General features: G+C 69.1%; 12 protein-coding genes and 2 pseudogenes. 8 read left to right on the forward strand and 6 right to left on the reverse strand.

The window, feature by feature from the left end:
• Both VNW53_RS18260 and VNW53_RS18265 read right to left on the reverse strand, forming a co-directional pair.
• Positions 1-989, reverse strand: a pseudogene (locus tag VNW53_RS18260) (phospholipase); the annotation flags it as partial.
• Positions 990-1,106: 117 nt separating this feature from the next.
• Positions 1,107-1,943: a PEPxxWA-CTERM sorting domain-containing protein gene (locus VNW53_RS18265; RefSeq protein ID WP_325557352.1), complete on the reverse strand. Its 837-nt coding sequence runs from the start codon at positions 1,941-1,943 to the stop codon at positions 1,107-1,109.
• A gap of 203 nt (positions 1,944-2,146) precedes the next feature.
• Between VNW53_RS18265 and VNW53_RS18270 the strand changes: the two genes are divergently transcribed.
• The 4 genes from VNW53_RS18270 to VNW53_RS18285 all read left to right on the forward strand — a co-directional run bounded on the left by VNW53_RS18270 (position 2,147) and on the right by VNW53_RS18285 (position 4,864).
• Complete coding sequence (locus tag VNW53_RS18270) at positions 2,147-2,356, forward strand: hypothetical protein (protein WP_325557353.1); 210 nt, start codon at positions 2,147-2,149, stop codon at positions 2,354-2,356.
• Positions 2,357-2,507: 151 nt separating this feature from the next.
• Positions 2,508-3,167, forward strand: a complete 660-nt coding sequence (locus VNW53_RS18275; protein WP_325557355.1) for a type II toxin-antitoxin system HicB family antitoxin — start codon at positions 2,508-2,510, stop codon at positions 3,165-3,167.
• A 34-nt stretch (positions 3,168-3,201) separates the two neighbouring features.
• Positions 3,202-3,606, forward strand: a complete 405-nt coding sequence (locus VNW53_RS18280; RefSeq protein ID WP_325557356.1) for a DUF4112 domain-containing protein — start codon at positions 3,202-3,204, stop codon at positions 3,604-3,606.
• A gap of 136 nt (positions 3,607-3,742) precedes the next feature.
• Positions 3,743-4,864: an amidohydrolase family protein gene (locus VNW53_RS18285; RefSeq protein WP_325557358.1), complete on the forward strand. Its 1,122-nt coding sequence runs from the start codon at positions 3,743-3,745 to the stop codon at positions 4,862-4,864.
• A 75-nt stretch (positions 4,865-4,939) separates the two neighbouring features.
• Here VNW53_RS18285 and VNW53_RS18290 read toward each other — a convergent pair whose 3' ends face one another.
• A complete protein-coding gene (locus VNW53_RS18290; RefSeq protein WP_325557359.1) occupies positions 4,940-5,764 on the reverse strand; it encodes a hypothetical protein in 825 nt (274 codons plus the stop codon).
• 757 nt (positions 5,765-6,521) lie between these two features.
• On the opposite strand from VNW53_RS18290, the pseudogene VNW53_RS19920 reads away from it, so the two are divergent.
• The 3 genes and pseudogenes from VNW53_RS19920 to VNW53_RS18305 all read left to right on the forward strand — a co-directional run.
• Positions 6,522-6,641, forward strand: a pseudogene (locus VNW53_RS19920) (PEPxxWA-CTERM sorting domain-containing protein); the annotation flags it as partial.
• A 473-nt stretch (positions 6,642-7,114) separates the two neighbouring features.
• On the forward strand, positions 7,115-7,387 hold the full coding sequence (locus tag VNW53_RS18300; protein WP_325557362.1) for a BrnT family toxin: 273 nt from the start codon (positions 7,115-7,117) through the stop codon (positions 7,385-7,387).
• On the forward strand, positions 7,347-7,628 hold the full coding sequence (locus VNW53_RS18305) for a BrnA antitoxin family protein (protein WP_325557364.1): 282 nt from the start codon (positions 7,347-7,349) through the stop codon (positions 7,626-7,628). The genes VNW53_RS18300 and VNW53_RS18305 overlap by 41 nt, the downstream gene beginning before the upstream one ends.
• 171 nt (positions 7,629-7,799) lie before the next feature.
• On the opposite strand, the gene VNW53_RS18310 is transcribed toward VNW53_RS18305, so the two are convergent.
• The 3 genes from VNW53_RS18310 to VNW53_RS18320 form a co-directional block, all read right to left on the reverse strand.
• Complete coding sequence (locus VNW53_RS18310) at positions 7,800-8,630, reverse strand: DUF3883 domain-containing protein (RefSeq protein WP_325557365.1); 831 nt, start codon at positions 8,628-8,630, stop codon at positions 7,800-7,802.
• A gap of 331 nt (positions 8,631-8,961) precedes the next feature.
• Positions 8,962-9,321, reverse strand: a complete 360-nt coding sequence (locus tag VNW53_RS18315) for a hypothetical protein (protein ID WP_325557367.1) — start codon at positions 9,319-9,321, stop codon at positions 8,962-8,964.
• 218 nt (positions 9,322-9,539) lie between these two features.
• The gene (locus VNW53_RS18320) at positions 9,540-10,088 is read right to left on the reverse strand and encodes a hypothetical protein (protein ID WP_325557369.1); all 549 of its coding nucleotides are present in this window, start codon (positions 10,086-10,088) and stop codon (positions 9,540-9,542) included.
• Between the two features lie 175 nt (positions 10,089-10,263).
• On the opposite strand from VNW53_RS18320, the gene VNW53_RS18325 reads away from it, so the two are divergent.
• Positions 10,264-11,107 (forward strand): hypothetical protein (locus tag VNW53_RS18325; RefSeq protein ID WP_325557370.1); only part of this gene is annotated, 844 nt, incomplete at its 3' end.

Below are 11,107 nucleotides of genomic sequence, written 5' to 3' on the forward strand. Positions count from 1 at the left end.
TTCAGCCGCTCGATGAACTTCACCCGGGTGCCGTCCATGGTGAGCTGGTCGAAATAGCTGGGGGAATGCTCGGTGCCGATCAGCACCACCTCCGGCCCGTCCGGCTCGGCCAGGCGCGCGGCCAGGGCGCCGGCGATCAGCGGCGAGGTGAAGTATTGGTTCTCCATGTAGATGCAGCGCTCCGCCTCGCGGATGGCGGCCAGGTGCAGCGCCTCGACCTCGCGCACCTCCGGATAGCGCCGCCAGGCGCCGATGGTGCGCGAAAGGCCCACCTCGACGTTTCTGAACTGGGCGGCGACACCCTTGGGCCAGGCCGGCTTGAGGACGGTCGCGGGCTCGGGCAGGACCTCGCCCGTGCACCTCGCCCAGCGGTCGCGGAACAGGGCGCCCAGCGCCCGCGCCGGCGCGCCCTCCACGACGCCCATCACCTCATGGCGGCTGTCGAAGTCGTTGGGGTGGCCCCTCTTGGTGGCCCGCCGCTTGGTCTTCGCCCGGCGCGGGTCGTCGTCCAGGTGCTGTGCCGTGTCCCAGCGGTCGGGGCCGATGTCGCCCCCGCCGCAGAAGCCGATGGCGTCGTCGACCACGATGATCTTCTGATGGTGGCTGGCCCCCACGGGCAGCTTGCCGTCGAGCACGAACTTGACGTTGCTGTCCTTGAACTCCCAGCGGTCGGCGATCGGGAACCACCGCTGGGTGGCCGCCACCGGCGCGGCCGATTTCCAGCAGAGGATGCGCACGTCCAGGCCCGACGCCTCCCGCGCCAGGCGCGTCAGGAAGGTGGCGATCCGGTCGCTCTGCGGCCCCGTGCAGCCGGGTTGCGGGTGGAACAGGGTGTCGGGCTCGAAGGCCCAGTTCAGCAGGTGGATGGACCGCCGCGCCTGGGACATGGCCTCCATGGCCGCGTCGAAATAGTCCGCCATGTCGATCAGCAGCGCCGCGCGGTCCGACGTGTCCCGCCGCCAGCAGGTCGATCCCGGTTCCAGCAGCATCCGTGACCTCCCAGCCGCCCGCCATAAGCGCCTCAAGGCCACGGTCGTTCCGCCGATCGGCGGGCGCCGCGGCCGGGCGTGGACGCCCGCGCCAGGAGCGCCCGCCGGAACGCGGCGTCAGCCCATGGCGAGCACCCTGCGGCGGCGGAGCGCTACGCCCGCGAGGCCAAACCCGGCGATCGTCAGGGCCCAGGCACTGGGCTCCGGAACGCCCACGTCAAAGGTCCCCGACCCCTGGGCCAGCAGCCCGCCGGTCACGCCGTGGAGCTGGTAGGTGCCGGTGAACTGGAACGGCTGGGTCCCGAACGAGGCGGCCGCGGCGTCGATGGCCGCCTGCTCCTGCGCCTGGGTGCAGCCTGTGCACAGGCCCTCCAGCGCATTGCCCGACCCGCGGCCGAACAGGGCGTCGACCAACTGGGTGTTCGGCCCGCTGGTGATGAAGACGTCGTCGCCGGTCCCCACGATCCCGTCGGCCCCGGCCAGCACGCCCACGTAGCTGTTGGAGTAGTCGTAGCCGCCGGTCGCGAAGCTGAACCCCAGCGCGTCGCCGGCGTCGGTCGAAACCGCGTTGAACGACAGCTCGCTGATCGAGAACTGCTGGCCGTCGCCCAGGATCGACAGGCCGAAGTGGCCCCGGTTGCCCAGCTCGCCGGCGAAGGCCCCGCCCGGCTCCGCCTGCCCCATCCAGGCGCTGAAGTTGGTGACCACCAGGTCCGACGCCTGCACGTTGCTCTGCGCCTGATAGTAGCTGGGCGTTCCCGGCGTCCCCGCGCTGGTTTGGCCGGTGTAGAGCGCGTTGACGGCGTTGGTGACCCACGGCGCATAGGACGGCGATCCGAACGCGTTGGGCGCGAGCGACGGCGTGACGGTGATGGTCAGGGCGTGGGCCGCGCCGGCGGCCGACATCGCGCCCGCGGCGGCGAGGCCAAGCAAAAGCCTGGGCAATCTGTTCATGGAGTCCCCCAAGGACCTCCCCCGGCGCAGCCCCGCGGCGAAGGCCATGGGCGTCTGTCCTGGAAGTCCAACGACGTTATTTGGTTAACCGGAAGTCGCAATGCGGCTCGCGCCTCAGGCGAGTTCCGGACCACGGCTCTCGAAAGCGCCGGCCCTTTGAATTCCGCGGGAACTCTGCCACCTCACCGGGCGTAGGAGTGTCGATGCCCGCGTACCAGTTCTACCGCCTGTCGCCCGGGGGCGAAGCGGCGGCTCCCGTCCAGATGATGCTGTTCGGCGACGAGGCGGCCATGCGCCGCGCGCTCGGCGGCCAGTTCCCCACCGGCTGCGACGTCTGGCAGGATGGCCGTTTCGTCGGCCAGTTCCACGCGGCCTCGCCGCACCGCACGGCGATCGAGGCCGACGGCCAATAGAGCCGGCTGCCCCGCCGAGGGCGATCTGTCGCAGGCGGCCCTCGCCTCGGGCCCCTGGGCGCGGGCCGCCCCGATTTTCGCGGCGACGCTTGTTTTTGCGCAAAACTACACAATCTTGTCCCGGACGGTCATCGCCCTGGGATCCGCAAAAATGAGCATCGTTCTGTTTGTCGCCCTGGTGAGCGGCTCGGCCTCGAGCGGCTACCGCGCCCGGTTTCCCGACCTGCCGGACTGCGAAGCCGAGGGCCGCGACCTCGGCGAGCTGCTGGTCAACGCCCGCGCCGCCCTGACCCGCGGCCTGGACGCCATGGCCGGCGCCGGCGAGGCCTGGCCGACGCCCACGCCGCTGGAGGAGATCGCGGCCCCCCCGGGCGTGCTGGCCATCCCCATCGACGTCTCCGTCGACGATCCGCCCATCCGGGTGAACATCTCGCTCGGCGAGCGGCTGGTGCAGCGGCTGGACGCCGCCGCCGAGGCGCGCGGCATGACCCGCTCGGGCTTCATCGCCCAGGCCGTGCGGGTGAGCCTCGGCGAACGCGGCCCGGCGGCCGGCGAGTTCGACGCCGCCAACCGCCGCCTGCAGGAAGAGCTCAGTGCGCTCGGCCGCAAGATCACCGAGAGCATCGGGCCCGAATCCCCGTTCAGCCGCCGGATGGCCGACTTGGACGACAAGGTCTACGAGGGCGTCCGCCGCGCGGCCGACAGCGTCTCGGCGGCCATGAGCCGCCGGCGCGAGGCCTACCGCGCCGCGACCGCCCAGGCCGAAGCCGGCGGCGAGACCGCCCCGGGCGCCGCCGAGCCCCACCCCTGACGCCATGCCCCGGACACCTCATATGGAGACGACCATGAAGAGCGATACGGAGCTGCGCGCGATCAGCGACAGCGTGGCCTTCGTCGGCCGCATGTCCGACAGCATCGTGCGCCTGGGCCCCTTCAGCCTCGGGATCGACGGCGTGCTGAGCTGGGTGCCGGGGGTTGGCGAGCTCTACTCCACCCTCGCCGGCGGCTTCATCCTGGTGCAGGGCGCGCGCGCCGGGGCGCCGCCCTCGGCCCTCCTGGGCGCCGCGGCGCTCCTCTTCCTGCGCACCACGGTCAGCGCCGTGCCCCTCGCCGGCGCCCTGGCGGCCGACATGTTCACCGCCCACAAATGGGCCGCCGCCATGGTCGTCCGCGCCATCGACCGCCGCCTCGAAGGCGCGCCCGCCCGCCCCGCGCCCGGCCCGTCCACCGGCCTGGCCCAGGCCTCCTAGGCGCCGCCCCAAGATCCTCCTCCAGCGCGAAACAGGATCAGGCGCCGGCCCAAAAACCGTTTGTAAGCACGGCTGATCGCAGGAGATAGTGTGGCGTCGGGCCATCGGGTCCAGGCCACGCGCGGGAGGACGTCGGATGCCTTATGCTCAGGGGCGGGTCTACCACGACGCCGACAGCCATCTGATGGAGCCGGCCGACTGGCTGGTCCCCTTCGCCGAAGGCGCGATGAAGGATCGGCTGCTGCGGCGCGACCCGCCGTCCACGCGGCCGCCGGTCGTGGCGCCCAAGGAAAAGGTGATCGAGGGCTTGATCGCCGGGCCGAAAGGCCGCCTGGCTTTCGGCGCCTGCGACCCGGCCGAGCGAGCCCGCGCGCTGGACGAGCTGGGTTTCGCCAGCCAACTGGTGTTCCCCACCTCGGCGTTGCGGCCGTTCCGCACCTCGTCGGACATCGACGTCGTCTACGCCGGAACCCGCGCCGCCAACCGCGCCATGGCGGATTTCTGCAAGGATGAGCGCCTGATCGGCGTGGCCTATGTGCCGCTGGACGATCCGGCCCGCGCCGTCGAGGAGGCGCAGGAAGCCATCCGCCTGGGCTGCGGCGCGGTCTGGACGCCTTCCACGCCGGGGGGCGAACGCTCGCCCGGCCACCCGGAGCTGGATCCCTTCTGGGCCTTGCTGGCCGCCAGGAACATTCCGTTCGTCCTGCACATCGGCGCGGGGTCGCGGGTGCTGCCGCCGGCCTACCTCAACAACGGCCGCGCGCCCTCGCCGGACCTCCACGGCGGCGGCGAGAACCTGCGGTTCAAGGACTACGTCGTGCTGCCGCATTCGGCGGAGATGTTCCTGGCCGCGCTCGTCTATGACGGTGTCTTCGACCGCATCCCGGAGCTGCGCGGCGGCGTCATCGAGTACGGCGCCTATTGGGTGCCCGGGTTCTTGCGCCAGATGGACATGGGCGCCCGCAGCTTCGGGCGCACCGATCCCTACCTGCAGGCGCTGTCGGCCAAGCCCTCCGAGATCATTCGCCGGCATGTGAAATTCACGCCGTTCCCGGGAGAGGACGCGGGCTATCTGATCCGCGACTCCGGCGCGGACCTCTACATGTTCTCCAGCGACTATCCGCATCCGGAGGGGACCAACGACCCCATCGGCCGGTTCGAACGGACCTTCGGGGACCTGTCGGAGGCCGACCGCGAGCTGTTCTACTCGAAGAACTTCGAGCAGATGATGGGCCTCGCCCAGGCGGCGTTCGCGTAACAGGTCGTCGCCTATCTCTGGAGCCCTTCCCGCCTCCAGACGGGCGCGAAGGTCAGGGGTCAATGGCCCCCGCGCCTACCGCGCCCCGTCGTAGGGCCGGCCGTAGGCCTCGACCCAGTCGGCCTCCTCCGCCGCGTTGCGGGGCGGGGCCGCCAGCACCTTGCCGTTCGGGGCCCGCTGGAAGCGGACGACATCGATGATCAGCCGGTTCGACGCGGCCTTGGCCTCGCCCTCGGCCTTCGCCGCCTCGGCCCGTAGCGCGGCGACCTCCGCCTCCACCACCAGCCGCTCACAGTACTTCTTCGGCGCCACCCGCGCGGTCTGCCAGCGGATCACATCGAACCGCAGCCGGTCGGACCACACCGTCGCGTGGGTAGAGCCCAGCGCCACCTCGCGCGCCTCGTCGAAATAGTAGTCGGCCTGCGCCTGCCGCGCCTGGGCGTAGAGGTCGGCGAACTCCGCGTGCCGGTGCAGCCAGCCATAGACCGTGCCGCAGCACGGCATGTCCGCATCGCGCGCGATCGCCACCAGGCTCTCGCCATTGGCCAGCCGCGCACAGATCGCCTCGCCCAGCTCGCGGCTGTAGCGGCTCACCGACCCGCCCCGCGGCGCCCGAGGCCGCGCCGCAAGCTCCGCCGCCCGCCGCGCCGCCGCCTCGCGGTCCCGCAGCCGCCGCGCCAGCCGCGCCTCGCGCATCGCCGCCCCCAGCCGCGCGCGGAAGTCCGGGTCCCGCTCCGCCCACCGCCGGAGCGTCGTGCGGTGCGGCATCGCCGGATCGCGCCCCAGCGCCATCAGGCTCTCGCCGGCCGCCACCCGCCCACAGATCGCCGACGCCGCCTCCGCCGTCAGCTCGCAAACCCCCACAAACCGCCCCGCCTCGGAGCGCTCCCCATCCGCCATCGCTGAATTTCCCGCCAAGGCCCGCAGCCCGCGCAAGCGCCGTCAAGGGCGCAGGAGGGCCGGCCAAACCCTCTCATAACCCACTCGCGAAATCAAGAACAAAAGCGGAACATCTGAAGATCCTCCCCCAGCGCGAAGCGCGATCAGGGGGAGGTGTCGGCGAAGCCGGCGGAGGGGGTCGCACCCGCCGAGTCCATGGGCCTGCCAGGCGAAGGGGACAGGTGTTCCTGTCCCCCGAAATTAACCGAAATTAATTTCCACGACGCCGCCTCTTAACTTCAGTTAAGCTTTCCCATAGGCTACTCATGGTGGCATTTGCACACGTCAGGGGCGAAACATGAGAATGATGCGAGGACTTACCGTCGGGATAGCTGCGCTCAGCGCCGTTGTTGGCATGGGCTTAACGTCGAGCGCGCGGGCCGACGTGGTCATCCCGTATACTTTTTCCTCTGATGCCGCGTACTCGGGCGACCAATTCGCGAACCTGTCTGGAACGTTCTCGTGGGACGCCACCACGCATGCAGTCGTCGCTTCCGACATTGACCTTTCCGGTTCTGCGAGCTGCAACAATTGCACGACCGGAATCTATGATGGAGGTGGCGAATATTTTGCCATCAACCTCGGACCCCATGCGCTCTATATTACCTTTGCGAACTCATTGTCCCTGGGCGGCAGCGACGCCCTCAGCTTGAGCGCCTATGGTGGGGCGAATGGCGCCGAGTACCAGGGAGGTTCTCAATTTCGCGGTGTCACTGGCAGCGCGGTGGCCATTCCGGAGCCCGCAACCTGGGCGATGATGCTCGGTGGGCTTGGCATGGTCGGCGGCGGACTGCGGATGGCGCGCCGCAAAAACGCTATGGCGCTTACCGCAGCCTGACCTAACGAACGATCCACGAACGCGAGCGCCGCCGGCCATGGCCGGCGGCGCTTTCGTTTGAGGTGAAGGGGACAGGCGTTCCTGTCCCCCAATTACCCCCGCTAGATCCTCCCCCAGCGCGAAGCGCGATCAGGGGGAGGTGTCGGCGAAGCCGACGGAGGGGGTTGCACCCCCCGAGTCCACCCCGCCAAACCAACCTCGATTTCGCGCGACGGCGACAGGTGATCCCCCCAATTCGAAGCCACTCATAACAGGCTTGCTTCAAGCAGCACAAACAGAGAACATTTGCCCGCCGACGATGATGTAGTTGTAATTTCCGTAGCTACGTTTTTTCTTGCTCGATTCATTTGTTGTCGTTACAAAAACGCACCGGCAGCACTCAAGCCGTCGGACGCCAGGCGCGTAAGGCGCCTCCAGGACGAAGGATATGGACATGACCCGACCGACACCTAGACCCAGCGGAGGCGCCTTGAGTGCTCATCACCTACGACCCGGCCAAACGGGCCGAGACGCTTAAACAAAGGAACCTCGACTTCGAGGATGCGCCCAAGCTCTTCGCCGGAAAGCACTTCCAAATGGAAGACGACCGGCAGGACTACGGCGAGACGCGCTGGATCGCTGTCGGCCGGTTGAACCGCGCCATGGTGGTCGTGGTTTGGACTCTGCGCGACGGCGGCCGCCGCATCATCTCGATGAGGAAGTGCAATGCGAAAGAACGCAAACGATGGCGCGCCCGTCTGGATTGATCCCGACGACGCCCCTGAACTGACCGACGACTTCTTCGACCGCGCCGAGTTGCGCGAAGGCGACCGCGTGCTGCGCCCCGCTGACGGCGCCCTCACCCGACGCGGCCGCCCCAGGCTCGACAACCCCAAGCGCCAGGTCACCCTGCGCCTCGACGGCGACATCCTCGACCGCCTGCGCCAATCCGGCCCCGGCTGGCAAAGCCGCGTCAACGAGATCCTCCGCAAAGCCGTGAAGGCCTAGGCAAACTCAGCGACGGGGACAGACGATCCTGTCCCCCAATTACCCCCGCTAGATCCTCCCCCAGCGCGAAGCGCGGTCAGGGGGAGGAGTCGGCAAAGCCGACGGAGGGGGTTTCACCCGCCGAGTCCACCCCGCCATACCGGCCCATAAACCCATGCTAAGCCCGACGCGCTAAGCGAACGACGCCTGGTACGTGTGCGGCGACAACCTCACCGCCTCCGCCAACGGCGGCCTGATCTCGAACATCCGCGCTTCCCGCGCGAAGGAATAGACCCGCAGCAATCGGAATGCGTCCAAGCGCTCTTCAGCCAGCGAGTTCTCGTTGCGGGTCAGATAGAAGGGCGTCGTGCGACCGCCCAAGGTGGTCTTCACCTCGATCAGCCGCTCGCGTCCGTCCGGATCGAACGAGTGGATGTCGTATCCCGCGCCGTCGCCGTCCTCCTGCGCCACCCACCGCACCTTGCGCGCCAGATCCGGCCTGACCTCGCCTTCCAGCCGATGACGCTCGAAGTGGAACACCGCCTCCTCGCCCGCCTTGCCCAAGGCGCGGTTGCGGAAATCCCGCTCGCCCGGGTCGAACTTGCGCACCAGGCGCTCCAGTTCCGCCGGCCTCGTCTTGGGCGGCATCAGCGGCGGCGCCGGCTCAAGGAACAGCGACAGCGGTTCGGCAAACCCACTGGCGGGCTCAGGCGACCAGCCGGCCTCCGGCTGAAGCAGATGGCGTTCGATCGCCTGCAGGATCGAGCGCTGATAGTTCATCTTCGGCTTGTAGCCGCGGATCGTCGGCCGCCCGAGCTCCTCCAGCACGGCCGAGATGTTCATGTGCTTGAACTCGACCGACCGGTGCGTGCGCCCGATCTGCGCCATCAACCGCGCGCCGTGATGCGACTTCACGTAAGGCCGCCCGGCCTGCTCGGCCGCGAGCATGGCGAAGTAGTCGCCGACGATCAGGTCGAGCTCTTCGTCCGTCCAATCCGTGCCAAGCTTCGCTTCGTCCGCCACCCATCCCCCAGGCGATCAGCATGGGCCGGCCAGGCCCGCGGTCAAGCCAGGCCGTACGCCACACCCGCCCTTAAGCCCATGCCAAGCCCAAAGCTCCGGCGTCCGGCCGGGTCTTGGCCTGCCCTCGGGCCGACCTCCGGTCGGTCCCGGGGGATCGGCGGAGCGGCGCGTAGCCGACCGCGTAGCGGCTCGTCCTTGAGGCGGCCGGACGCTGGAGCACGCTGGATCAGTGGCGAAGGGAAACTTTGGGGATTGGATATCCTGTAACCGAATTCCTCGAGGCGTGGGGGCCGGGACCGGGACCGGGACCGGGATCGGGCGAGCCGCTGCACTAGCCGCCTGTCGCGCGGAAGCCCCTGACCACCCAACGGATCGCGAGGACAAACGCGACGACCAGGCCGGTGATGATGAGATCTCCCACGAACATGACCCCGAGCCGCAGGGACCAGTAGCGGAGCAGTGTCGTCCCTTCGCGCTGGAAGTTCGCCTTGTAGGCCCCGGCCCGCCGCGCGCACACGACAGCGTCCGGGTGATCAGGGCGTGAAAGCTCCACGTCGACGCAGCGGTTCATGGTGGCCTCGTCGAGGCGTTGCCAGACACGATCATCCCGGACCTCGCCCCAGATCGCGGCCGCCGGGACGCCCAGGACTGTCAGCAGAAGCCAGAGCCGAAACCAGCCCGCCCTACGCATGTGACCCCCGTCCACCGCGCGATCCTAAGGCTACGCTACACTTCAAGTTCGCGCCCGGCTACGCCCCCCCCGGCACGCCCCCGATCTGCGCGCGGCAACTGCCCGCCGCGACTCCTGGGGCGGCCCTACAGGCCCGAACCGGCCCCGAGGGCTACCCGGACTGCCTCGCGGCGCTCCCGCGGCCTCCTGGGCGCGGAAATCCCAGCCCGGCGGTAGATTTAAGGGCGGGCGGACAGGAGGTGGCTCGCCAGGGCGGCGACGCCCGCCAGCGCCCCGGCAATCGCGGCCTGCTCGGTGTTCCACATCAGCACGAGCTTGAGCAGCGTGGCAAACACGCCCGCTACACCAACCGCGCCCGCGAACGGCTTCCATAGTCGCCGAAGGGCCTGGGCCACCTGATATCGCTGGAACAGGAACTCGACGCGCCAGCCCGGCCAGTCGAGGACCCGCGTCCCGCGAGCGGTCAGGTGGGCGACCCGCTCCGGCACGGGAACCCGGAGGCTCTTGGTGAAGCGCGCCTCCATCTCGCCGGAGATCAGCTTGCAGCCCTGAAACGCAACCAACGAAGGGGTCAGGGCACCGACGACCGCCGGGAAATCCTCCGCCGTGGTCGGCTTGCCGTCGAGCGGCTCACCGCTGGTGCAGAACATCGTGGCGAGGTCGCGCGTGCTTCGGGCCGGGCCGCTGGCCAGCGTGCGCCCGACGAACTCGAACCACTCGCGATAGGCCCGAGCGTCCGACCGGATGGTCGAAAGGGTCTTGAACATCGACTGGCTCCCCCGCGCGCGGCAGAGCTTAGCCACGGCGGGGTGAGTTGGCGATGAACGCGCCGGTCGTCGGCCTGGCGCTCGGCACCGACGTTCGCGGCGGCGTGCTTCACCCCGAAGCGTGGCCGTGAGAAGCTATCCTCGGGCTCGCGCGTCGGCCCGTAGGGGAGCATCCATGAGCATCCAGCTCCAGGCGGCATCGCCGACCGCGCCTCCACCCTGGTCCTGGACCCAGATCGACTTCGGGGCGACCGTCGGGCTGGTTGTCGTGATTGGCGCGATTGCCTTCGCCGTGGCGCTGCTGAGCTTGGTTCGGCTTCACGACGGCTCGGGCTATCCACGCGATGATGGCGAGTTCAGGCTGAGCATCCGCCCGCGCGTTCTCTGGGCGCGTCTGCCATCGCTCTGGCTTCTCATCTTCGTGGCGCTCTTCGGGTCCGCGCTCATCGGACTGGCCGCAGAAGCTGACCCCAAGGGCCTGTTCGGAAGCGGGACCGCCGCGTGGGTGCAGGCGGTAGGGACGGTCTCGGCAATCATCGCGGCGGCGCTAATCGCGAGCCAGAAATCCCGGCAGCAAGACAAGATGCAGATCGAGGCCGAAGACCGCGCCGCCAACGCCAGACTAGGGGCCATCCTGAGGGCCAGTCTCGATTTCGAGGAGGCGGAGAAGAAGCTGAAGATCACGCAGCCGGGAGGCCTCAGCGGCAACGCGGAACTGAAGACCGAGTTAGGAGACACCAGCCGCGCTATGATCCGGGCCGCCGAGGCGATGTTAGTCAGGCTGCTCAACCAACCGGCGAACGTGCCGGTCTGCGTTCAGGCAAGTCTCGCGCGCGCATCCGAGGTGGCAGCTACGTACCGCGCCAGGATCGAGGGCGGCGACATCGTCTGGGGCGAAGTCAATGGATCGGCGTTCCGCGAGCAGATCGCGGATGCGGGCAAGGAGTTGATGGTAATTCATATGGTTGGGATGAAGGAAGTTGAGGGCGTCCGAAAGCTGGACGAGCGGCGGAAGCGCG

The sequence above is a fragment of the Phenylobacterium sp. genome, from assembly GCF_035569475.1.
Taxonomy (GTDB): Bacteria; Pseudomonadota; Alphaproteobacteria; order Caulobacterales; family Caulobacteraceae; genus Phenylobacterium.

What these genes read in the sequence shown, in the direction of transcription:
- VNW53_RS18265 (WP_325557352.1), bottom strand. Translation starts at nt 1,943, where the DNA reads ATGAACAGATTGCCCAGGCTTTTGCTTGGCCTCGCCGCCGCGGGCGCG.
- VNW53_RS18270 (WP_325557353.1), top strand. Translation starts at nt 2,147, where the DNA reads ATGCCCGCGTACCAGTTCTACCGCCTGTCGCCCGGGGGCGAAGCGGCG.
- VNW53_RS18275 (WP_325557355.1), top strand. Translation starts at nt 2,508, where the DNA reads ATGAGCATCGTTCTGTTTGTCGCCCTGGTGAGCGGCTCGGCCTCGAGC.
- VNW53_RS18280 (WP_325557356.1), top strand. Translation starts at nt 3,202, where the DNA reads ATGAAGAGCGATACGGAGCTGCGCGCGATCAGCGACAGCGTGGCCTTC.
- VNW53_RS18285 (WP_325557358.1), top strand. Translation starts at nt 3,743, where the DNA reads ATGCCTTATGCTCAGGGGCGGGTCTACCACGACGCCGACAGCCATCTG.
- VNW53_RS18290 (WP_325557359.1), bottom strand. Translation starts at nt 5,764, where the DNA reads ATGGCGGATGGGGAGCGCTCCGAGGCGGGGCGGTTTGTGGGGGTTTGC.
- VNW53_RS18305 (WP_325557364.1), top strand. Translation starts at nt 7,347, where the DNA reads ATGCGAAAGAACGCAAACGATGGCGCGCCCGTCTGGATTGATCCCGAC.
- VNW53_RS18315 (WP_325557367.1), bottom strand. Translation starts at nt 9,321, where the DNA reads ATGCGTAGGGCGGGCTGGTTTCGGCTCTGGCTTCTGCTGACAGTCCTG.
- VNW53_RS18320 (WP_325557369.1), bottom strand. Translation starts at nt 10,088, where the DNA reads ATGTTCAAGACCCTTTCGACCATCCGGTCGGACGCTCGGGCCTATCGC.